Source organism: Chromohalobacter canadensis (genome assembly GCF_029544075.1).
GTDB lineage: Bacteria > Pseudomonadota > Gammaproteobacteria > Pseudomonadales > Halomonadaceae > Chromohalobacter > Chromohalobacter canadensis_A.
Window position 1 is genome coordinate 1 of record NZ_JAJQJH010000007.1, and the last position, 21,720, is coordinate 21,720.

The 21,720-nt window shown below is 60.9% G+C and carries 22 protein-coding genes; 9 read left to right on the top strand and 13 right to left on the bottom strand.

Annotated elements, in window-relative coordinates:
• The first annotated feature begins 116 nt into the window (after nt 1-116).
• Entirely contained in the window at nt 117-884 is a 768-nt protein-coding gene (locus LUN51_RS10205; RefSeq protein WP_431355572.1) for an MBL fold metallo-hydrolase RNA specificity domain-containing protein, read from the top strand.
• 179 nt (nt 885-1,063) lie between these two features.
• On the opposite strand, the gene LUN51_RS10210 is transcribed toward LUN51_RS10205, so the two are convergent.
• A complete protein-coding gene (locus LUN51_RS10210) occupies nt 1,064-1,378 on the bottom strand; it encodes a chaperone modulator CbpM (RefSeq protein WP_277811173.1) in 315 nt (104 codons plus the stop codon).
• Nucleotides 1,371-2,312 (bottom strand): DnaJ C-terminal domain-containing protein, encoded by a 942-nt coding sequence (locus tag LUN51_RS10215; RefSeq protein ID WP_277811174.1) that lies wholly within the window; start codon nt 2,310-2,312, stop codon nt 1,371-1,373. Before LUN51_RS10215 ends, LUN51_RS10210 begins: the two co-directional genes overlap by 8 nt.
• Nucleotides 2,313-2,657: 345 nt before the next feature.
• Here LUN51_RS10215 and LUN51_RS10220 point away from each other — a divergent pair, with 345 nt between their 5' ends.
• On the top strand, nt 2,658-3,167 hold the full coding sequence (locus LUN51_RS10220) for an Hsp20/alpha crystallin family protein (RefSeq protein WP_277811175.1): 510 nt from the start codon (nt 2,658-2,660) through the stop codon (nt 3,165-3,167).
• A gap of 187 nt (nt 3,168-3,354) precedes the next feature.
• On the opposite strand, the gene purH is transcribed toward LUN51_RS10220, so the two are convergent.
• The 7 genes from purH to aroQ form a co-directional block, all read right to left on the bottom strand.
• Nucleotides 3,355-4,944 carry a bifunctional phosphoribosylaminoimidazolecarboxamide formyltransferase/IMP cyclohydrolase gene (gene purH / locus LUN51_RS10225; protein WP_277811176.1) on the bottom strand — a complete coding sequence of 530 codons (1,590 nt, stop codon included), beginning with the start codon at nt 4,942-4,944 and terminating at the stop codon, nt 3,355-3,357.
• A gap of 100 nt (nt 4,945-5,044) precedes the next feature.
• Complete coding sequence (gene fis, locus LUN51_RS10230) at nt 5,045-5,344, bottom strand: DNA-binding transcriptional regulator Fis (protein WP_040241893.1); 300 nt, start codon at nt 5,342-5,344, stop codon at nt 5,045-5,047.
• The gene (gene dusB, locus LUN51_RS10235) at nt 5,341-6,372 is read right to left on the bottom strand and encodes a tRNA dihydrouridine synthase DusB (protein WP_277811275.1); all 1,032 of its coding nucleotides are present in this window, start codon (nt 6,370-6,372) and stop codon (nt 5,341-5,343) included. Before dusB ends, fis begins: the two co-directional genes overlap by 4 nt.
• A 94-nt stretch (nt 6,373-6,466) precedes the next feature.
• Nucleotides 6,467-7,366, bottom strand: a complete 900-nt coding sequence (gene prmA, locus LUN51_RS10240; protein WP_277811177.1) for a 50S ribosomal protein L11 methyltransferase — start codon at nt 7,364-7,366, stop codon at nt 6,467-6,469.
• Nucleotides 7,367-7,434: 68 nt separating this feature from the next.
• Nucleotides 7,435-8,781 (bottom strand): acetyl-CoA carboxylase biotin carboxylase subunit, encoded by a 1,347-nt coding sequence (accC, locus tag LUN51_RS10245; RefSeq protein ID WP_277811178.1) that lies wholly within the window; start codon nt 8,779-8,781, stop codon nt 7,435-7,437.
• Nucleotides 8,782-8,851: 70 nt separating this feature from the next.
• A complete protein-coding gene (gene accB / locus LUN51_RS10250) occupies nt 8,852-9,310 on the bottom strand; it encodes an acetyl-CoA carboxylase biotin carboxyl carrier protein (protein WP_277811179.1) in 459 nt (152 codons plus the stop codon).
• Nucleotides 9,311-9,372: 62 nt separating this feature from the next.
• The gene (aroQ, locus tag LUN51_RS10255; RefSeq protein WP_277811180.1) at nt 9,373-9,810 is read right to left on the bottom strand and encodes a type II 3-dehydroquinate dehydratase; all 438 of its coding nucleotides are present in this window, start codon (nt 9,808-9,810) and stop codon (nt 9,373-9,375) included.
• A gap of 215 nt (nt 9,811-10,025) precedes the next feature.
• On the opposite strand from aroQ, the gene LUN51_RS10260 reads away from it, so the two are divergent.
• On the top strand, nt 10,026-11,036 hold the full coding sequence (locus tag LUN51_RS10260; protein WP_277811181.1) for a DUF2333 family protein: 1,011 nt from the start codon (nt 10,026-10,028) through the stop codon (nt 11,034-11,036).
• A gap of 67 nt (nt 11,037-11,103) precedes the next feature.
• On the opposite strand, the gene ppa is transcribed toward LUN51_RS10260, so the two are convergent.
• Nucleotides 11,104-11,634: an inorganic diphosphatase gene (ppa, locus tag LUN51_RS10265; protein ID WP_277811182.1), complete on the bottom strand. Its 531-nt coding sequence runs from the start codon at nt 11,632-11,634 to the stop codon at nt 11,104-11,106.
• 261 nt (nt 11,635-11,895) lie between these two features.
• Between ppa and LUN51_RS10270 the strand changes: the two genes are divergently transcribed.
• The gene (locus LUN51_RS10270; protein ID WP_431355573.1) at nt 11,896-13,542 is read left to right on the top strand and encodes a protein kinase domain-containing protein; all 1,647 of its coding nucleotides are present in this window, start codon (nt 11,896-11,898) and stop codon (nt 13,540-13,542) included.
• A gap of 30 nt (nt 13,543-13,572) precedes the next feature.
• On the opposite strand, the gene gatB is transcribed toward LUN51_RS10270, so the two are convergent.
• The 3 genes from gatB to gatC are packed head-to-tail and all read right to left on the bottom strand — an operon-like array spanning nt 13,573 to nt 16,813.
• Complete coding sequence (gatB, locus tag LUN51_RS10275) at nt 13,573-15,024, bottom strand: Asp-tRNA(Asn)/Glu-tRNA(Gln) amidotransferase subunit GatB (RefSeq protein ID WP_035412325.1); 1,452 nt, start codon at nt 15,022-15,024, stop codon at nt 13,573-13,575.
• Nucleotides 15,024-16,484 carry an Asp-tRNA(Asn)/Glu-tRNA(Gln) amidotransferase subunit GatA gene (gene gatA, locus LUN51_RS10280; protein WP_246894247.1) on the bottom strand — a complete coding sequence of 487 codons (1,461 nt, stop codon included), beginning with the start codon at nt 16,482-16,484 and terminating at the stop codon, nt 15,024-15,026. The genes gatB and gatA overlap by 1 nt, the downstream gene beginning before the upstream one ends.
• A 41-nt stretch (nt 16,485-16,525) precedes the next feature.
• The gene (gene gatC, locus LUN51_RS10285; RefSeq protein ID WP_246894246.1) at nt 16,526-16,813 is read right to left on the bottom strand and encodes an Asp-tRNA(Asn)/Glu-tRNA(Gln) amidotransferase subunit GatC; all 288 of its coding nucleotides are present in this window, start codon (nt 16,811-16,813) and stop codon (nt 16,526-16,528) included.
• A gap of 190 nt (nt 16,814-17,003) precedes the next feature.
• Here gatC and LUN51_RS10290 point away from each other — a divergent pair, with 190 nt between their 5' ends.
• The 5 genes from LUN51_RS10290 to rng all read left to right on the top strand — a co-directional run bounded on the left by LUN51_RS10290 (nt 17,004) and on the right by rng (nt 21,719).
• Entirely contained in the window at nt 17,004-18,041 is a 1,038-nt protein-coding gene (locus tag LUN51_RS10290) for a rod shape-determining protein (protein WP_040241875.1), read from the top strand.
• A gap of 123 nt (nt 18,042-18,164) precedes the next feature.
• On the top strand, nt 18,165-19,088 hold the full coding sequence (gene mreC, locus LUN51_RS10295; protein WP_040242158.1) for a rod shape-determining protein MreC: 924 nt from the start codon (nt 18,165-18,167) through the stop codon (nt 19,086-19,088).
• Nucleotides 19,088-19,567, top strand: a complete 480-nt coding sequence (mreD, locus tag LUN51_RS10300; RefSeq protein ID WP_431355574.1) for a rod shape-determining protein MreD — start codon at nt 19,088-19,090, stop codon at nt 19,565-19,567. Before mreC ends, mreD begins: the two co-directional genes overlap by 1 nt.
• A gap of 54 nt (nt 19,568-19,621) precedes the next feature.
• Entirely contained in the window at nt 19,622-20,224 is a 603-nt protein-coding gene (locus LUN51_RS10305) for a Maf family protein (protein WP_040241871.1), read from the top strand.
• A 31-nt stretch (nt 20,225-20,255) separates the two neighbouring features.
• Entirely contained in the window at nt 20,256-21,719 is a 1,464-nt protein-coding gene (gene rng / locus LUN51_RS10310) for a ribonuclease G (RefSeq protein WP_040241870.1), read from the top strand.
• Nucleotide 21,720 lies beyond the last annotated feature (1 nt).

Below are 21,720 nucleotides of genomic sequence, written 5' to 3' on the forward strand. Positions count from 1 at the left end.
ACCGGCACAGGTGTTTCTGGGGGAATACTCCGGCGCCCTGGATACCGCAGGTGCTGCGCTTATTGGTTGAATTCAGGAAAGAGAGTGTCAAAATTCGGGAAGCTGATCTGGTGTTGATGGAGAGTACTTATGGTGATCGCGACCATCGGTTGTTAAGCGACACTGTCGAAGAATTTGTACAGATACTTGAGGAAGCTCATGCCAATGGTGGCAATGTGCTTATCCCTGCGTTTGCGGTAGGACGCACACAGGAGATTCTTTACCACCTGAGCGTACTTTTCCATGAAGGGCGGCTGCGTCAGCAAGTCGTGTTTCTCGATAGTCCCATGGCGATCAAGGTCACAGAGCTCTATCGCCGGGCGCGCAAGGCACTCGACCCCGAAGATATCAAGGTGCTTGATGTCGCTGCCAGCGGTGATGCCAGTCAGTATCTGCCAATCCTGCGCATGACTCGTACAGTCGAAGAGTCGATGGCTATAAACCGGATCCACGGCGGAGCAATCATCATTGCCGGCGCAGGCATGTGCAACGGTGGACGTATTCTCCACCACTTCCGTTATAATCTGGAGCAGTCCAGTACCAGACTCATTATCGTTGGATTTCAGGCCGCTGGTACCCTTGGGCGTCAGCTCGTCGATGGTGCCACGAAAGTCCGCGTACTCGGACACGAGCTCACCGTCAAGGCTAAGATACATACCCTCGGCGGGTTTTCTGCCCATGCTGGCCAGAGCCAGTTGATCGGCTGGGCCGGAGCTTTCCGCAATCACCCACGCTTCTATCTCGTACACGGCGAGCCCCGAGCCCAACAGGCCCTCCAGACTGCTTTGGCCGAAACTGGCATCAAGGCAGAGATACCCGTCTACGGCGATCGAATTGAATTATGATTTAGCCTCGCTCTCTCACGTTCGTGGAGGCAGTGTTATAGATGGAGTGCTTCCCATGTTCCACGCAACGTGAAATTCAGGTCTTAGCAGTTCGTCTCGAATATCGGCCGAAGACCAATCCACGGGACCAGTCGTTTGTCTGGCTGGCCTCCGCATGCAAGTTATCGCTCTGTTGCGAGTCACTCGAGCTTCAGGCCGGCCGCGCGGAGGCGTCTTCTCAGGTGATCCACTTCTTCGAACAGGTCGGCCACTAGGGCGGCGAGTTCTGGTTCGGCGTCGAAGTCGAACTCCATCTGGCGCAGGCGGCGGGCGCGGGTCAGGTCGTGGCTGGTAAATTGCCACTTGGAGACGTAGCGCGTGCCGTCGCCGAGCATGCCGCTTTCCACGCGTTCCACGACCCATTGCCGTTCGACGGCGCAGGCGCGTGCGAACTCTTCCAGCGTCAGGCGGGCGTCGTCGAGCACCTCGGCCTCGATTGCATTGTATTCAGCCATTGGCTTGTCTCGTCTGGCGTGGGTTGAACGGCATGTCTCGTGCCATGCTTTCGTAGAGGCGGCGGGCCTTGTCGGTGTGGGCCGGCGGCAGCACGACCTCCAGCACGAAATAGAGATCACCGGGCTCGTCGCCAGGGAGGCCACGTCCCTTCAAGCGTAGCTTGCGTCCACCCTGCGAGCCCTTGGGGATCTTCAGGTGGACCTGGCCCGAGGGCGTGGGCACGTCGATGGCGGCGCCGAGGGCCGCTTCCCAGGGGGCCACCCGCAACGTCGCGAATACATCCCTACCTTCCACGCGGTAGTCCGGGTCTGGCGTGAAGTGCACTTCGAGGTACAGGTTGCCGGGCTCGCCACCGCCAATGCCGGGGTGCCCCTGGCCCGCCAGGCGAATATGCTGGCCTTCCTTGATGCCCTTGGGAATGCGTACCTTGAGGTTGTGTTCCCGTGCCGAGACGTGCCCCTGGGCATCGGTTTGCGGTACGTGCAGCGTTACAGTACGTACCGCGCCGTGGTAGGCATCCTCCAGGTCAACATAGATCTTGGCGTGGCGGTCGCCTCCCTGCATGCGATGGCCGCGGTGCGTTCTCGGGCCCCTTTGGCCGAACAAGTTGGCGAAGAAGTCACTGAACTCGCCCAGATCGATATCCTCGAAACTGCTGCCCGAGAATTCGAAGCCCGCGTCCCAATCCGGCGGCGGCCGGAAATCCTGTCCGGCGCGATAGCGCTCGCCAAGCTGGTCATAGGCGGCGCGTTTTTCGGGATCGGTGAGCACTGCCTTGGCCTCGTTGATCTCCTGCATCCGCAGGGCAGCATCGGGCTCCTTGCTGATGTCGGGATGGTACTTGCGTGCCAGCTTGCGATAGGCCTTCTTGATGTCGGGGATGGCCGCGTCCCGGTCGACTCCCAACGTTTGGTAGTAGTCTTTGAATTCCACGGAATCGTTCCACTCGATCAACGCTGCATGAATGACATTGTCAAGAATAGTCCCCGTTGTCTGATCGGAGAGCGCTTTCTTGTGCTTTATGCCATTTCGGCGGTGTCGACGGGGATTTATTCACCGGCGCTTGATCGGTATCAACCTCTCTGGCCCGGCAGTCTCGGTGGTTTGTGAGGGATAAGTGAAGAGATGTTTCGTGTTTGTCACGGAGGCCGGTAAGTGCGCGGTGCTTGACCTGGATCAAATTCTCATACCTCGCGGATGGACTATTTTTTTACAGCGCCAAGAGGCGCGATTGTTGGGACACATTTCACGGCTGGTTCACAGCAAGAGAGGCATGTCATGTCTGATAAAAAGTTTCAGGAAGCCGCAGCGAGTTCTCAGAGTACACCGGCCGTCTCCGACGATCAGGTCGTCAGGTCACGCGCCATGAGCCCCTTCGGCGAGCTGGATCGTATGTTCGATAGTCTGTTCGCGCGGGACTGGATGCTTCCCCACCGCTTGGAGCGATTGACGGGGCTGAAACCGACCATGCCCAGGGTCGATATACTAGACAAGGATGCCGAGGTGATATTGCGGGCGGAAATCCCCGGTATCGAGCCACAGGATGTCGATGTATCGGTCACTGACAGGACGGTGACGATCAAGGGGGAAAGCCATCGGGAAAGCCGCAAGGAAGAAGGAGATTACTACCGTTGTGAAATATCGCAGGGCAGTGTGATGCGTACGGTGGATCTGCCCTGTGACATCGATGCCGACAAGGCCGAGGCCACTTTCAAGAACGGTATTCTCGAGGTGACCTTGCCCAAGCTCAAGGAAGCCCACCGCAGAAAGTTGCATATCAGGGCTTGAGGCATTCCGCACGGCAAGGCGCTGCCTTGCCGTGCTTTCATGCAGGCATCAGCCAGCTTCCGCTCTGGCCTCGTCTGGTCCTGGCATACAAAATGCCCGATGCTGTGCACCGGGCGCTCTGGAGCGAAATAGGTGCCAACCTATTTCAGGACTAGGCAGCAGCAGAAGCTATCCTGACCTTCCACCCTCAGTGCCTGAAGTGACGCATATCGGTGAAGACCATGGCGATGCCGGCTTCGTTGGCGGCGTCGATCACTTCCTGGTCACGCATTGAGCCACCAGGTTGGATGACGGCAGTGATGCCGGCGGCGGCGGCGGCATCGATACCATCGCGGAAGGGGAAGAAAGCATCCGACGCCATCACCGAGCCGGGTACTTCCAGGCCTTCGTCGGCGGCCTTGATGCCGGCGATCTTGGCCGAGTAGACGCGGCTCATTTGCCCGGCTCCCACGCCGATGGTCTGACCGTGCTTGGCATAGACGATGGCGTTGGACTTGACGAACTTGGCGACTTTCCAGGCAAAGCTGAGATCGCGTAGCTCCTCGTCGCTGGGGGCGCGCTCGGTGACGGTGTGTAGGTGTTCGGATTCGACCATGCCCTGGTCACGATCTTGGACCAAGAGCCCACCTGTGACGCGCTTGAAGTCATGAGCGGGACGCGGCTGGCTGGGCCAGTGCTTGCTGACATCGAGCAGGCGCACGTTTTTCTTCCCAGCGACGATCTCGGCGGCGTCGTCGTCGATGCCTGGTGCGATGATGACTTCCACGAACTGGCGGTCGACGATGGCACGTGCCGTATCGGCATCCAGCGGACGGTTGAAGGCGATGATACCGCCGAAAGCACTGGTGGGGTCGGTAGCGAACGCGCTCTGATAGGCAGCAAGCGGTGTGTCGGCGACGGCGACGCCGCAAGGGTTGGCATGTTTGACGATGACGCAGGCTGTCTCGTTGAAGACCTTGACGCACTCGAAGGCAGCATCGGTGTCGGCGACGTTATTGAACGACAATGCTTTGCCTTGAAGCTGTTCTGCCGTAGTCACGCTGGCTTCGGCGGCATCTGCCTCGGCATAGAAGGCCGCTTGCTGATGCGGGTTCTCACCGTAGCGCATCGCCTGTTTTTTCTGGAACTGCACATTATAGGTCCGCGGGAAGTCGCTCTCGCCGCCTTCCACCAGGGTACCCAGATAGTTGGCGATGGCGCCGTCGTAGCCTGCGGTATGCTCGAAGGCCTTGACCGCCAGATCGAAGCGCAACGTTGCGCCAACGCCGCCATGTGCGTGCATGTCGTCGAGCACGCGGCCATAGTCGGACGCATTGACCACGATGCTGGTGTGCGCGTGGTTCTTGGCACAGGCGCGGACCATAGTAGGTCCACCGATGTCGATGTTCTCGATGGCCTCTTCCAGCGTGCAATCCTCGCGCGCCACGGTGTCGGCGAAGGGGTAGAGGTTGACCACAACCATGTCGATGGCGTCGATGCCATGCTCGGCCATTACCTCGTCATCTTGCCCACGGCGCCCGAGGATGCCGCCGTGAATCTTGGGGTGCAGTGTCTTGACGCGGCCATCCATGATTTCCGGAAACCCCGTATGTCGCGAGACTTCCGTCACCGGGATGCCGTTCTCGCTGAGCAGGCGAAAGGTGCCGCCGGTGGAGAGCAGGGCGACGCCGTGCGTGCTGAGTTCGCGAGCAAAATCGACGATGCCGGTCTTGTCGGACACGCTGATCAATGCGCGACGCACGGGCTGGGGAGACGAGGATGCGGTGTGATCGGCCATGAGGCTCCACTCTTGAAAGGTGAGGGACGATTGACGCCAGACGATAGCGTGAAACGTGAAGCGCGCCCGGCGAGGGCGCCCCTGTTAGATCGGTTTGGACTCAGATCAGGTCGTACTGCTTGAGTTTCTTGCGCAGGGTGCCGCGATTGAGGCCCAGCATGTCGGCGGCGCGTGTCTGATTGCCGTCGGCATAGCGCATCACAGCCTCTAGCAAGGGCACTTCGACCTCAGTCAGCACCATGCCATAAAGGTCACTGACCGTTTCGCCATCCAGGTGGCCGAAGTAGCGCTGCATGGCGAGCTCGACCGACTCACGCAGGGTTTGCTGATGCGCTGGAGATGCCGTGGCGCTGGCATCGAGCGTATTCTGATCGATTGGAAATGCTTGCCTGCTGGTCATGCTGCATTGCTTCCATTTGAGGCCAACGCCGGTGCATCGTAGGCGAGCGCATCCACGAAGCGGTGTTGGGCCGAGGGCTGTTCCAGAACGTTGAAGCGTGCGCGCAATGCCGCTGCTTGTGGGCGAGTGGCGAGATACCAGCCCACATGCTTGCGTGCGATGCGCACCCCCATGTGCTCACCGTAAAAGGTATGCAGTGCCTCGAGATGACGGTGCATCACAGCGGCGATTTCTGCGGGCGTCGGCGGCGCTAGGGTGTCACCGGTACGTAAGTAGTGCTCGATCTCGCGAAAGATCCACGGATTGCCTTGGGCGCCGCGTCCGATCATGACCGCATCGGCCTTAGTGTAGTCGAGGACGCGGGCGGCTTTCTCGGCGCTGTCGATATCACCATTGGCAAACACCGGCAGCGATACCGCCTGTTTGATGGCGGCGATGGTGTCGTATTCGGCATCGCCGCGATAGCGCTGCTCGCGAGTACGGCCATGCACCGCGAGTGCTTGAATGCCAGCGGCCTCGGCCAGTTGTGCCACGCGTATGCCATTGCGCGACTCTGAGCACCACCCGGTCCGGATCTTCAATGTGACCGGGACATTCACGGCCGCCACGACACTCTCGAGAATTGCCGCAACCAAACGCTCATCACGCAATAGCGCTGAGCCAGCAGCCTTGTTGCAGACCTTCTTGGCGGGACATCCCATATTGATATCGACGATCTCGGCGCCTTGCGCGACATTGAGGCGCGCGGCTTCGGCCAGCATTTCCGGGTCGCCGCCGGCGATTTGTACATCGCGCGGGCCGGGCTCGCCGGCATGATCGAGACGTTGCCGCGACTTGCGGGTATGCCATAGGCGCGCGTCGGCAGTGACCATTTCCGAGACGACCAGGCCCGCGCCGAGCTCTCGACACAATTGCCGGAACGGGCGATCGGTAACGCCCGCCATGGGCGCAAGAATCGCCCGGTTGGGCAATGCGTAAGGGCCGATGCGCGGCAACGGCGTCACCGGAGATGAGACGTGGGTCGGCATCACGAGACGGGTCTAGATAGTGAAAGGGGCTTATGATAGCCGCCAGAACGATGTTCTTGAAGGGGCTGTTCGCCGCTCCTCGCGTCAAGCGCGCTCATGCCGGCGCCACGCCGGTGATGCGCACCCAACCTTCGCGCTCGTCGGGCGTATCGAGCAGCATGCCTTGCTCGCGATACGCGTCCATGACCTCATCGGCCTGGCCGGCGAGAATGCCCGACAAGGCCAGGCGTCCTCCTGGGGCCAGATGCGCGCAGAGTGTGGGCGCGAGTTCCACCAAAGGGCCGGAGAGAATGTTGGCGACCACGACATCATAACGCTCGGCCGCAAGCCGCTCCGGATAGCAAAGCGACAAACGCTCATCGGCGATGGCGTTACGCTGAGCGTTTTCACGGCTCGCTTGCAGGGCCTGTGGATCGATATCGGTGCCTGTGGCGTGGTCAGCTCCCAGCTTGAGCGCAGCGATGGCCAAGATGCCGGAGCCGCAGCCGAAGTCGAGCACGCGGGCGGCGTCGAGGTCGAGACCGTCGAGCCAGCCAAGGCACAGTGCCGTGGTCGGATGGGTGCCAGTACCGAAGGCTAGGCCTGGGTCGAGCAGCAGATTGACGGCATCGGGCTCGGGGGCGGCATGCCAGCTGGGTACCACCCAAAGCCGTTCGCCCATCTTGAGGGGCGCGAAATCGTCCATCCATTCGCGTTCCCAATCGCGATCGGCGAGCAGCTCGTAGTCGATCTCGGGGCACGGTTCATCGGCCATCTCGGCGGCCCACTGCTGACGAACGCGGTCGAGCATTGGCTCGATGTCTTCCAGGTCGTCGTAGAGACCGGTCAGTACGGTCTCATCCCACAGTGGCGTGGTGCCGCTTGCGGGTTCGAAGACGGGGTCGTCGTAAGCGTCTTGCAGGGTGATGGCCTGGGCACCTTCGGCCAGCAACAGCTCTTCCAACGTTTCGGCATGCTGCGGGGCGATGTGTGCCTTGAGTTGCAGCCAGGGCATGAAGTCTCCTTGAGCATCAACGCAAACGGGACGGCCAAGGCCGCCCCGTATCGAGTCGCGTGGGCTGATCAGGTCAGGCCAAGCTTCTTCTCGAGGTAGTGAATATTTACCCCGCCTTGCTGGAACGCGCTATCGCGGACCAGATCCTTTTGTAGATCGATATTGGTCTTGATGCCTTCGACCAGTAGCTCATCGAGGGCATTGCGCATGCGCGTCAATGCTGTCTCGCGACTGGCGCCCCAGGTGATCAACTTGCCGATCAATGAGTCGTAGTGCGGCGGCACGCTATAGCCGGTGTAGATATGCGAATCCATGCGCACGCCCAGGCCGCCCGGCGCGTGGTAGAGCTCGATCTTGCCGGGTGAGGGCATGAAGGTGCGTGAATCCTCGGCGTTGATGCGGCACTCGAAGGCGTGCCCGTTGAGCTGGACATCCTCTTGGGTGATCGACAACGGCAAGCCGGAAGCGATGCGCAGCTGTTCCTTGACGATGTCTACGCCGGTGACCATTTCGGAGACCGGGTGTTCGACCTGAACGCGGGTGTTCATCTCGATGAAGAAGAACTGACCGTTTTCATACAGAAACTCGAAGGTGCCGGCGCCGCGGTAGTTGATCTCGATGCAGGCATCGATGCAGGCCTTGAAAACGTTCTCGCGGGCCTGGGGCTCGAGATGAGGTGCCGGCGCCTCTTCCAGTACCTTCTGGTGACGGCGCTGCAGGGAGCAATCGCGATCGTAGAGATGAATGGCGTTGCCCTGGCCGTCGGCCAGCACCTGTACCTCGACGTGACGCGGGTTCTCGAGGAACTTCTCCATATACAGCGTGCCGTCGCCGAACGACGTACTAGCCTCGTTGCGCGTCACGCTGACCGAGGAGAGCAGGCTGCCCTCGCTGTGTACCACGCGCATGCCGCGTCCGCCACCGCCGGCGGCTGCCTTGATGATGACTGGATAGCCGATGCGTTGCGCGGTAGCCAGTATGGCCTCGTCGTTATCTTCGGGGAGCGGGCCATCGGAGCCAGGCACGGTGGGCACGCCAGCTGCCTTCATCGCCGAAATGGCGCTGACCTTGTCACCCATCATACGAATGGTTTCGGCACGCGGGCCAACAAACACGAAACCTGAACGCTCTACCTGTTCGGCGAAGTTGGCGTTCTCAGAGAGAAAACCATAGCCGGGATGGATGGCGCTGGAATCGGTGACCTCGGCGGCGCTGATCAGCGCTGGGATATTCAGATACGATTGCGCTGAGGAGGCTGGCCCGATGCACACGGCTTCGTCGGCCAGGCGCACGTGCATGAGTTCACGGTCCGCCTTGGAATGGACCGCCACGGTCTTGATGCCCAGCTCCTTGCAGGCGCGCAGTACGCGAAGGGCGATCTCGCCACGATTGGCGATGAGTACCTTGTCCAACATAGTGTCGTCCGTCTCTATGTAAGCTCGGAAGCGGTTTGCGATCGACAGTCAAGAGTGATCGCAAACGGCTTCAAGAGATGATGACCATCGGCTGGTCGAATTCGACCGGTTCGCCGTCCTCGACCATGATGGCTTCGATCACGCCATCATGATCGGCCTCGATCTGGTTCATCATCTTCATGGCTTCGACGATGCACACGGTCTCGCCTTTCTTGACGCTCTGGCCAACTTCCACGAAGGCTTTGGCGCCCGGTGCCGGCGAGCGGTAAAAAGTGCCTACCATGGGTGAGGTCACCGGGTGGCCGCTGGGCTGCGCGGGTGCTGCCTCGGCCTCCGGAGCGGCCGCTACGCTGGGTGCGGTGGGGGCGGGCGCTGCGGCCGGAGCGGGGGCTTGGGCCGCGGGCGGTGCGCTGAAACCACCGGTGTGGCGGCTGATACGGACGGATTCCTCGCCTTCCTGGATTTCGATCTCGCTGATATTGGACTCTTCCAGGAGTTCGATGAGTTTCTTGACCTTGCGAATATCCATAAGCCTGTCTCGATCAATGTGAGTGTGAGGTGGCGTGATTGGCCATCGGAGCGTGGGCGTTGTCAGCCGAGCTGGCGTAGCGCGGCCTCCAGGGCGAGCTCATAACTGTCGGCGCCGAATCCGGCGATGACGCCGCGAGCAACATCCGAAAAATATGAATGCGCGCGAAATGGCTCGCGCGCATGCACGTTGGAAAGATGCAGCTCGATAAAAGGGATGGCGACACCCGTGAGCGCGTCGCGCAGGGCAACGCTGGTATGCGTAAAGGCGGCCGGGTTGATCAGGATGAAGTCGGTGCCGTCGCCACGCGCCGCATGTACACGCTCGACCAGTAAGTGCTCGGCGTTGGACTGTAGCCAATCGAGTTGATGGCCGGCCTCAAAGGCGCGTTGGGTCAGGCGCAGACGAATGTCCTCGAGGGTGGTGGTGCCGTAAACCCCTGGCTCGCGGGTGCCGAGCAGGTTGAGGTTTGGGCCGTTGAGTACGAGAAGCTTCGCCATGTCATGGGTCCTGATAAACGCTGTTAACCTGTTCAGGATTGGCTTAGATCACGGCACGATCACGCAAGATGCCGCCGCTGGTGCCATATATCGTTAGTGTGGGCGGAGTTTGCCCAAAAACGGACGAGCTGTCTAGTTTGCGTTGGCACAAGCAAAAACGCCACTGCATGATAGGATGGAAGTCATTGCTCTCAACTTCACCACAAGGACGTCTTATGGCTCTTTTTCGCAAGCGTGAGCGTCACCAGCGCAATGTTTTGGAATCGCCCCAGTATGGCTGGATCTGGAAGCCCCTGGTCGCCTTGCTGGTCATCTACCTCGTGGTCTGCGTGGCGTTGGGCGTCTGGTGGAGTCAGCGGCCCGACGATTTCAATGTCGATGACGCGGTGGGCGTCCAGCGCGGCGCGGCGCAGTCGTCCGGTGCCGAGGCCGCGTCGGACGCTCCTCGCCCAGGCGAGACTGTCACCGCCACTACCTTGACGCTGCTCGGCAGCTTACTCGACAAACCTGGTGGCTATTTGCGTAATGACATCGCGCCACCGGGTCTGTGGCTGGATAACATGCCGAGCTGGGAGCACGGCGTGCTTGGGCAAGTACGGGCCATGAGCGCGACCCTCAATGATCCCATCGCCAGTGACGATGAGGACGTGCAGCAAGCCGTCGATGCCCTGTCAACGCGGAGTGACGCCTGGCGTTTTCCGTCAGCCGAAGGGCGTTATCAAGAGGCGCGCGAGGCACTGCGCGATTACTTGGGGCGCCTGAGTGGGCAGCAGGCGGATTTCTCGCAGGACGCGCCAGCATTGGCGGCCTGGCTTGAGCGCGTGCAGACTCGACTCGACCAGCAGACACAGCGCCTGGCGGCGAGTGTGGGAAACCCCGAGCGTCGCAGTGCCGATATCGAGACCGGCGAAGATGGCGAAAGCACCCCATGGTGGCGCATCGACAACGTCTTCTTCGAAGCGCGCGGCAACACATGGGCCTTGATGCACCTGCTCAAGGCGGCCAAGCGTGACTTTGCGCCGGCCATCGAGGAGGCCGGTGTCGGCAAGGCATATGATCGGTTGATCGACGAGCTCGAAGCCTCGCAGGCGCGGGTGTGGAGTCCGGTGGTGCTCAATGGCAGCGGCTTTGGCATCTTTGCCAATCATTCGCTAATGATGGCCAACTACACGTTGCGGGCATCGCAACTGATCCAAGAGATACGTAGCGATCTCGGGTCGCAATAAGCCCTCAATAAAAAACCCCGCGGCGGAATGTCCGACGCGGGGCGTTGGGGGGGGGGCAGCGAGCGCTTCAGGCCTTGGCGTAAGCGTCGGCGGCCTTCTCGATCGCCTTGCGAGCGGCTTCGGCGCCATCCCAGGAATCGATCTTCACCCATTTGCCTTTCTCGAGATCCTTATAGTTCTCGAAGAAATGCGCGATCTGTTGGCGCAGAAGCTCGGGTAAGTCGGTGACTTCCTGCACATCGTCATACAGGGCGCTCAGCTTGGGGTGCGGGACGCAGACCAGCTTGGCGTCTTCGCCGGCTTCGTCGGACATATTGAGCACACCAACCGGGCGCGCGCGAATCACGCTACCTGCCTGAACCGGATACGGGGTGACCACCAGGGCGTCGAGCGGGTCGCCGTCGTCGGCCAAGGTGTTGTTGATGAAGCCATAGTTGGCCGGGTAGAACATCGGCGTGGCCATGAAGCGGTCGACGACCAGCGCATCCATGTCCTTGTCGATCTCGTACTTGACCGGTGCGTGATTGGCGGGGATCTCGATCGCCACGTAGACGTCGTTGGGAAGATCCTTGCCTGCGGGAATGTTTTTGAAACTCATCTTTGAGTCCTTGCGGTTTGCAGGTTGAACACCAGCGGGGGAAAATCCGGGAAATTATACGAGTAGCGTCCAGCGTTTACCAACCACGCGAGGCGTACATGGCATCATGCAATCGTCGTCTTTCGTTGTCATGCTCAGCGCTTGTGGGAATTATCCGTCTCATCATCATCGACAAGGAGACGATCGTTGACGGAAAGCAGCCTTTCTATCAGCTTCGGCCAGGCATTCGTGGCACCGGATAGGCGTCGCCATCGCAGTTCGATGTCGGTGCAGATACCTGGTGGCTCGCAGTTGTCCGCCAAGGGCGCCTGCGCCCTTATCAGTGATTCAACCTGGCGCAATGCCATCGCCAAGCAAGCCGGAGACCTGAGCGTACGAGGCTTTCTCGCCGATTACTACTCGACGCCGGAGCATTGGGACGTCAAGACATCGGCCCATCGCGTGTTGCGTGCCCTGAATGGCTGGAGCTATAGCCAAAGCGCCTATATCGAAGGTGGCAGCTATATCTGCTCGCTGTCGGCAATGGTGTTCCGTCGTCGTGAGATACACCTGTTCCACATGGGCGACACCTTGGTGTTCCGCCTGCGAGGCGCCGAATTCGAGCAATTGTCTCGCGATCATGTCACCGATCTGGGTGGCTACCGCTATCCGTCACGTGCGTTGGGCATGGACGGTAGCCTCGACATCGATTACGTGACGGATTCGCTCAAGCAGGGCGACCTTTTCTTGTTCACCACTCAGGCCGTACGCGGCACTTTGCTGCCCTCGGACTTCGTGCAACTGATCCGTGCCGATGTCAGCGATCTCGATGCGACCTGCGAACGTCTGGCCGAAGCAGCGCTTTCCCGTGCGCAGGAGCGCGGGTATGGCGGCGACCAATTCTGCTTCCAATTGGTGCGCATCGACCGGTTGCCCGAGGAAGTCGAGCCCGAGCATCCCGTACCGTTGTATGGCGACTTGCCGGTGCCCCCTGAATTGACGCCTGGAGAGCGTCTTGATGGGTTTGAGGTGCAGGAGGTGTTGTCGCGTACGGCCAAGTCGCGTGTCTATCGCGTGCATGATGCACGCAACGAGCGCGAAATAGTGATGAAGGCTCCGAGCCCAGAACTGTCGCTGCGCAATGCCTACCAAGAGCATTTCGCGCTTCAGCAGTGGATTGTGCAGCGGGTCAACTCCCCGTTCGTCGCCAAGGTCGTGGACCCGGCCCGCCCGCGCCGCTATCAGTATTACTTGCTCGAGTACATCAAGGGCGAATCGCTCAGCGACTGGGCGCTGCGTCACCCTCAGGCGAGTCTCGAGGCACGCCTGGATTTGGCGCGGCAGTTGGTCAAGGCGGTGCAGGCCCTGCACCGCCGCGATGTGCTGCATCAGAACATCCACCCCGATAACCTGATGGTCGATTCACATGGGCAACTGGTGCTGACGGATTTCGGCGCTTGCCATTTGCGTGAAAGCGACAGCCAGCAAGCCGCGCGCGAACTGGCGCGTCAGGTGGGGTTAAATGAGCATAGCGCACCGGAATACGCGCTGGACACCGAAGTAGGGCGGCGCAGCGATCAATACGAGCTGGCCTCGACCATCTACTGGTTACTGACTGGACATCAGCCCTATGCGTTAGCGCCCAACGAGTTGCGCAGCCATACCGATCTTGAGCGTATGAGCTACACCAGTGCGCGCCGCTACAATCCCGCCATCGACGCCGCACTCGATGGTGCTCTGAGGCGCGCGCTCGACCCTCAGCGTGCGCTGCGGTTTCGCCGCCTGGGTGAGTTCGCCTACTACCTGCGCACGTCCAGGCGGAGCGAAGACGGCGTAGCACGTCAGTCTTGGCAGACGCCGGCCACGCTGTGGAAAGCCGTGGCCGGTGTGCTGTTGCTGTTGTTATTGCTGTCGTGGTGGTTGGGGTGAGGCCATAAGAGTTGTTGAGTCAGCGTCGGCTCAAGCCTGATCTAGCTTCTGCTTGAGAAGGCTGTTGACCTGTTGCGGGTTGGCGGTGCCGCGCGAGGCTTTCATGACTTGGCCGACGAAGTAGCCGATCATCTTGCCGCGCTTGGCCTCGTCGGCTTCACGGTACTGGGCGACCTGAACCGGGCTGTCGGCGATGACTTGGTCGATCATGCCTTCGATGGCGCCGGTATCGGTGACCTGCTTGAGCCCGCGTGCCTCGATGATGGCGTCGGCACTGTCCGCCTCGCCGTCCCACAGCGCCTGAAAGACCTGCTTGGCGGCCTTGCCGCTGATGGTGTCGTCCATGACGCGCTGAATGAGGCCACCGAGCTGCTCGGCAGTGACCGGGCTGTCGCCGATTTCCAGGTTTTCGCGGTTGAGGTTGGCCGAGAGTTCGCCTTGCACCCAGTTAGCGGCTTGCTTGGCGTCGCCGCAGACATCCTTGACGGCTTCGAAGTACTCGGCCATGGCACGGCTCGAGGCCAGCACGCCGGCGTCATAGGCGGACAAGCCCAGCTGGTTTTCGAAGCGGTGGCGCTTTTCGCTGGGCAGTTCGGGCATGAGCGCGCGCTGGTGATCGACATAGGCACCGTCGAGCGTCACCGGAAGCAGGTCGGGGCAGGGGAAGTAACGGTAGTCGTTGGCTTCCTCCTTGGTGCGCATGCCGCGCGTCTCGTCGCGTTCCGGGTCGAACAGTCGCGTTTCCTGCACGACCTGACCGCCATCTTCGATGAGTTCGATCTGGCGCTCGACCTCGAAAGCGATGGCCTTCTCGACGAAGCGAAACGAGTTGACGTTCTTGATCTCGGCGCGGGTGCCGAAAGCGGCCTGCCCCTTGGGACGTACCGAGACGTTGACGTCGCAGCGCATCGAGCCTTCGGCCATGTTGCCGTCGGAGATACCGAGATAGGTAACGATGGCGTGCAGCGCCTTGATATAGGCGACCGCTTCCTTGGCCGAGCGCATGTCGGGCTCGGAGACGATCTCCAGCAGCGGCGTGCCGGCACGGTTGAGATCGATGCCGGTCATGCCGTGATAGTCCTCGTGCAGCGACTTGCCGGCATCCTCCTCGAGGTGAGCGTGATGAATGCGGACGCTGCGCGTCGAACCGTCGTCGAGGGTGATCTCGACCTTGCCGGGGCCGACGATGGGCTGCGCCATCTGGCTCGTCTGATATCCCTTGGGCAAATCCGGATAGAAGTAGTTCTTGCGCTCGAATAGCGAGGTCTCGGGGATCTCGGCGTCGACGGCGAGACCGAATTTCACCGCCATCGCCACGGCGTTTTCATTGAGCACCGGCAGCACGCCGGGCATGCCGAGGTCGACGGCGCACGCCTGGGTGTTGGGCTCGGCGCCGAAGGCGGTGGACGCTCCGGAGAAGATCTTGGACTGGGTGGCGAGCTGAACGTGGACCTCGAGCCCGATCACGGTTTCCCACTGCATCATGCCATCTCCTTGCCGAATGCCGGACGCTTGAGGTGCCAGTCGGTGGCCTGCTGGAATTGATGCGCCACGCCGAGCAGCTGGGCCTCGGCGAAGTGCGGAGCCAGCACCTGGAGGCCTACGGGGCGGTTACCGGCAAAGCCGGCCGGAACGCTGATGCCCGGAATGCCGGCCAGGTTGACGGCGATGGTGTAGATATCCTGCAGGTACATCGAGACCGGATCTTTCTGCGCGCCGAGGTCGAAGGCCGGCGTGGGGGCGGTCGGCCCCATGAGCACGTCGACTTCGTCGAAGGCGTCGAGAAAGTCCTGGCGGATCAGGCGGCGCACTTGCTGTGCCTTGAGGTAGTAGGCGTCGAAGAACCCTTCGGACAGCGTGTGCGTGCCGATCAGGATGCGCCGCTTGACCTCTTCGCCGAAGCCTTCGGCCCGCGTGCGCTTGTAGAGGTCCTCAAGGTCGGTCGGATCCTCGCAGCGGTGGCCGAAGCGCACGCCGTCATAACGCGACAGGTTGGACGATGCCTCCGCCGGTGCGATGACGTAGTAGGCAGGAATCGCCAGGTGCGTGTGCGGCAGGCTGACTTCGCAGACCTTGGCGCCGAGCGACTCGTAGACCTTGATCGCTTCACGCACGGCGGTTTCGACCTCGGGGTCGAGCCCGTCGCCGAAATATTCCTTGGGCAGCCCGATCTTGAGGCCGGCCAGCGAGGTGTCGAGCTCGGCGGAGTAGTCGGGCACCACGCGTGCCACGCTGGTGGAATCGCGAACGTCGTGGCCAGCGATGGTTTCGAGCAGCAGGGCACAGTCGGCGGCGGTGCGTGCCATGGGACCGCCCTGGTCGAGGCTCGATGCGTAGGCCACCATGCCGTAGCGCGACACGCGCCCGTAGGTGGGTTTCAGGCCGGTAATGCCGCAAAAGGCGGCCGGCTGACGAATCGAGCCGCCGGTATCGGTGCCGAGCGCTGCCGGTACCAGGCCCGCCGCCACGGCCGCGGCGCTACCGCCCGAGGAGCCGCCGGGTACGGCGCTCAAGTCCCAGGGGTTCTTGACCGGGCCATAGAAGCTGTTTTCGTTCGACGAGCCCATGGCGAACTCGTCCATGTTGGTCTTGCCGAGGCTGACGCCACCCGCCTGGCGGATCTTCTCGACGACCGTGGCGTCATAGGGCGCGACGAAGCTGTCGAGCATCTTCGAGCCGCAACTGGTGCGTACGCCCTGGGTGCAGAAGATGTCCTTGAGCGCCAGGGGCAGGCCGGCAAGGGCGGCGGCATCGCCGGCTGCGCGTGCCTGGTCGGCGGCGTCGGCGTCGGCCAGGGCCTGCTCGGTGGTCACGCTGATGAAGCTGTTGAGGTCGCCGTCGAGGCGCTGTATGCGATCGAGCGCCGACTGGCACAGCTCACGGCTGGAGAACTCGCCTGCTTGAAGGCCGGCGGCAAGCTCCGTGAGGGTCTTGTCATGCATGGAAGAATATGACTCCTGGTTCGAATCCTGACGAGGCTGCTTCACTCGACGACTCGCGGAACGAGATAAAGACCATCGGTAACGGCCGGTGCACAGGCCTGGAAGCGTTCTCGCTGGCTATGTTCGGTCACCTCGTCGGGCCGTAAGCGCTGGGTGGCATCCAGCGGATGCGCCAATGGGATGATGTCTTGAGTGTCGACGGCCTGAAGTTGATCGACCATCTTCAGGATGCGGCTCAAGTCGTCGACATAACCGGTTGCTTCGTCCTCACTCAAGCCGACGCGGGCCAAATGGGCGGCACGGAGCACGTCTGCATGTTCGATCGCCATATCGTTTGCCTTTTATGGATACTGCGCGGCGCGTGTCATCGCCGCGCCAATGAAGCTCTGACGCCGGGAATAACCCTAGAATTTACCATATCTGGCGAGCGCTGACAGGCCTTTGCTTGCCGCGCCACCCCCGCGATGGTACCGTTTGCATCCGCACAGGGTTCCGGTCTGGACTAGGTGAAAGACTTCCATGTTTAAACGTTTACGGGGGCTTTTCTCGAGCGATCTGTCGATCGACTTGGGAACCGCCAACACACTGATTTACGTGCGCGGTCGCGGTATCGTGCTCGACGAGCCGTCGGTCGTGGCGATCCGCCAGTCTGGCAATATGCGCACCGTCGCGTCCGTGGGGATCGACGCCAAGCGCATGCTAGGTCGTACCCCTGGCAACATTACCGCGATCCGTCCCATGAAGGACGGTGTCATCGCTGATTTTACCGTCACTGAGCAGATGCTTCAGCACTTCATTCGCAAGGTGCACCAAAGCACGTTCTTGACGCCGAGCCCACGTGTCTTGGTATGTGTGCCGTGCATGTCGACTCAGGTCGAGCGGCGCGCCATCAAAGAATCGGCGGAAGGCGCCGGCGCACGTGAGGTCTTCCTCATCGAGGAGCCTATGGCGGCGGCCATCGGTGCCGGCCTGCCGGTCGAGGAGGCCACGGGGTCGATGGTCGTCGATATCGGCGGCGGGACTTCCGAGATCGCGATCATCTCGCTCAACGGCGTGGTGTATTCCGAATCGATCCGTGTCGGGGGTGACCGCTTCGATGAGGCGATTACGGCGTATGTACGTCGTCATTATGGCAGCCTTATCGGCGAGGCAACCGCTGAGCGCATCAAGGAAGAAATCGGCTGTGCCTACCCCGGCGGCGAGTTGCGTGAAATCGATGTGCGCGGCCGCAATCTGGCGGAAGGCATTCCGCGCAGCTTTACGCTCAATTCTCACGAGATTCTTGATGCCTTGCAGGATCCGCTCTCGTCCATCGTTGCGGCGGTCAAGAGCGCCTTGGAGCAGTCCCCTCCCGAACTGGCGTCGGACATCGCCGAACGCGGTGTGGTATTGACTGGTGGTGGCGCGTTGTTGCGTGACATCGACAAGTTGATCGCCGAAGAGACGGGCTTGCCTGTGATCGTTGCCGAGGACTCGTTGACATGTGTGGCCCGTGGCGGCGGCAAGGCGCTGGAAATGATCGACCAGCGGACCTTCGAGTTGCTGTCCAGCGATTGACGCACCCGGGCGCTTGCCATATTAGCGCCGATACGCTTGCCTGGCAGCCACGCGCGATACGAGTGGCTGCCAGCGTGTGTCCGGTCGTGATGAGTCTTGCGTCCTGTCTGCGGAGGAAGGCTTATTAAACCCCTATTTTCGCATGGCCCGGTGCCCAGCTACCGCATGTTGCTATGTGCGGTGGCCGCCTTCTCATTGATGTTCGCGGAGCATCGCCTACCCTTCATGGACGATGTGCGCTCGCAATTGACCACCGTGGTGGCACCCGTGCAATGGGCAGTGAGTCTGCCTAGCGAGGGGTTGTCCTGGGCGGCGCTGGTCTTTTCGGATCAGCGTGCCCTGGTGGATGAGAATCAGCGCTTGCGTCAGCAGTTGCTGACGTTATCGCATCGCGTTCAGCGTATGGCGAACTTGACGGCGGAAAACGTGCGTCTGCGAGAGTTGCTGAATGCTGCGCCGCGCGATGAGGTGCCTTATATCACGGCTGAGTTGTTGTCGTTGGATTCCGACCCTTTCACCCAGCAGATGGTAATTGGGCGTGGGCGTCGTGATGGTGTCTATGTCGGGCAACCTGTCATGGATGCCTCTGGCTTGATCGGTCAGGTCATTGCCGTATCCGCGTATACGAGTCGCGTACTTATGGTCAGCGATGCTAATAATGCCGTGCCGGTGCAGGTCAATCGCAGTGGACAGCGTTTCATCGTCCAGGGCTCTGGTGACCTCGATACTTTGAATGTGCTCAATGTGCCGGCGACCGCCGACCTCCAGCAGGGTGACCTGCTCACGACGTCGGGCTTGGGCGGACGTTTTCCCGAGGGCTATCCTGTCGCGGAGATTACACGGGTAAACAGGGATGGCCAGCATTCTTTCGCGAGCGTCGAGGCGCGTCCGCTTGCGCAACCCGAGCGCTCACGGCATTTCTTGCTGCTGTTTCCCTCGCCTGCGGCGGCGGCCGTCACCAGCGACGTCAATATCGAGGCCGCATTGCACTTGATGGATGGTGGGGCGGGAAAAATGCCCAACGAGCTTGAGAAGGCGCGCCCATGATGCGCTTGCCAGGACTACTCATGATCTGGTTCACCCTGCTGGTGAGCTTGTGCTTGCAAGTCATGCCACTGCCCGATGCATGGCTGATGTGGCGTCCCAATTGGCTTGGTCTGGCATTGGCTTATTGGTGTATTGCTGCCCCCCAGCGCGTCGGTGTCTTCCATGGTTTCGTGCTCGGCTTACTGCTGGATCTGATCGAGGGAACGCCCTTGGGCCAGAACGCTTTGACGTTGTCGCTGCTCACCTACTTGTGTCTCTTGCTCTATCAACGCCTGCGTGCCTATTCCATCTGGCAACAGGCCGTCCTACTGTTCGTGTTGCTGGGCTTGATCCAACTGATCGAGCAATGGCTGCGCACGATTTTCGGCCCGGTGTCTATTCATCTAGCCTTCTTGCTGCCCGCGCTCATAGGCGCTGCCCTGTGGCCATGGTTGTTCACCATGATGCAAGTACTACGGCGCCGCTTGAAAATCGTCTGACCTTGCTGCCTTTATCTGCGTACCCTCTGCCACCCAAGCCGTGAGGAAAAGCATATGTCCACACCCCAGGGGGCGTCGTTGCGCCTGGCATCGGCTTCGCCGCGTCGCCGTGAGCTGTTGGCTTCGATCGGCATCGAGGTCGAAGTAGCGCCGGCGGATATCGATGAGACTCCGCGGTCGGAGGAATTGCCTGCCGCTTATGTGGAGCGCCTTGCGAGAGACAAGGCGCAGGCCGGTGCGGCGGGAACGTCGCTGCCCACATTGGGGTCCGACACAGCGGTGGTGTTGGGGCAGCGCATCTTGGGGAAACCGCGTGATCGCGAAGATGCCGTTGCCATGCTTACGGCGCTGTCGGGCAGCACTCATGAAGTGATGACTGGCGTCGCGGTGACAGGGCCGTGTGGAATGTTGTCGACCTACGTGACGACCCGGGTGACACTGCGTCCGCTCGCAGCGCACGAGATCGATGCGTACTGGCATAGTGGTGAGCCCGTCGACAAGGCCGGCGCCTATGCCATACAAGGGCTAGCGGCGATCTTTGTCGAGCGCATCGAAGGTAGTCACTCCGCAGTAGTCGGGCTACCGCTTTTCGAGACCGCCAAGTTATTGACGCGCCAAGGTGTCTCGCTGTGGGGCGAGCGCTTGGCTGTGCCATAATGCCGACAGATTATCTGGTTAGGGGCAACGCATGAGCGGCGAGGTACTGATCAATTTGACGCCCATGGAGACACGCGTCGCCGTGGTCGAGAACGGTGTCTTGCAAGAAGCCTTCATCGAACGCAGCCGTCGGCGTGGCATTGTGGGTAATATCTACAAGGGCAAGGTTGTACGTGTACTGCCGGGCATGCAGGCTGCCTTCGTGGATATTGGGCTCGAGCGGGCGGCCTTCATTCATGTCAACGAAGTCGTTGCGCCCAACGCGAACATCGATGAACACACCACGATCTCGCACTTGCTCCAGGAAGGGCAGCCATTGGTCGTGCAGGTCACCAAGGATCCCATCGCATCGAAAGGGGCGCGTTTGACCACGCATCTGTCGGTGCCGTCGCGCTATCTGGTGTATATGCCCGACTCGCCACATACGGGTGTCTCCCAGCGTATCGAGGATGAGGGCGAACGCGAACGACTCAAGACGTTGATCGAAACCTCTCAGGCAGCAATGCACGATGAAGTGCCCGGGGGCGTGATCATCCGCACTGCTGCCGAGGGTGTGGGACAAGAAGAGCTGGCGACCGACATGCATTTTTTGTTGCGGCTCTGGCGCAAGGTCGATGAGCGTCGGCTTAACGCCACCCCGCCGGCTCTTCTTTATGACGACCTGCCGTTATTTATCCGTACGTTACGCGACGTGTTACGTGCTGACATTGAGCGCGTACGAATCGATTCGCGCGAAAACTACGCCAAGCTCAAAGAGTTCGCCAAGGAATTCATGCCCGATGTCGAGTCGTGCATCGAGTACTATCCCGGCGAGCGTCCGCTGTTCGATCTTTACAGCGTCGAGGACGAGATCCAGAAGGCTCTGGGCCGCAAGGTACAGCTCAAATCGGGCGGTTACTTAGTTATCGACCAGACTGAGGCGATGACCACCATCGATGTCAATACCGGCGGTTATGTGGGGCATCGTAACCTCGAGGAGACCATCTTCAAGACCAACCTCGAGGCAGCCACGGCGATCGCGCGTCAGCTGCGGCTACGCAACCTGGGTGGCATCATCATCATCGATTTCATCGACATGGAAGAGCTCGAGCACCAGCGCCAGGTTCTGCGTGTTCTCGAGAAGGCACTGGAACGCGACCACGCCAAGAATAAGCTGACCGGCGTGACCGAACTCGGCTTGGTGCAGGTGACGCGCAAGCGCACTCGCGAAAGCCTCGAGCAGACCTTGTGCGAGCCTTGCTTGACCTGCCAGGGACGCGGAACACTCAAGACACCGGAGACCGTGTGCTACGAGATATTTCGGGAAATCCTGCGCGAAGAGCGTGCTTACAGCCCGGAAACCTACATGGTGCTGGCTTCTCAGGGAGTGGTCGATCGCCTGCTCGACGAAGAATCGACAGCGGTGGCGGACCTGGAAGCTTTCATTGGCAAGACGATTCGCTTTCAGGTCGAAGCCCACTATTCCCAGGAGCAGTACGACATCGTGCTGATGTGAG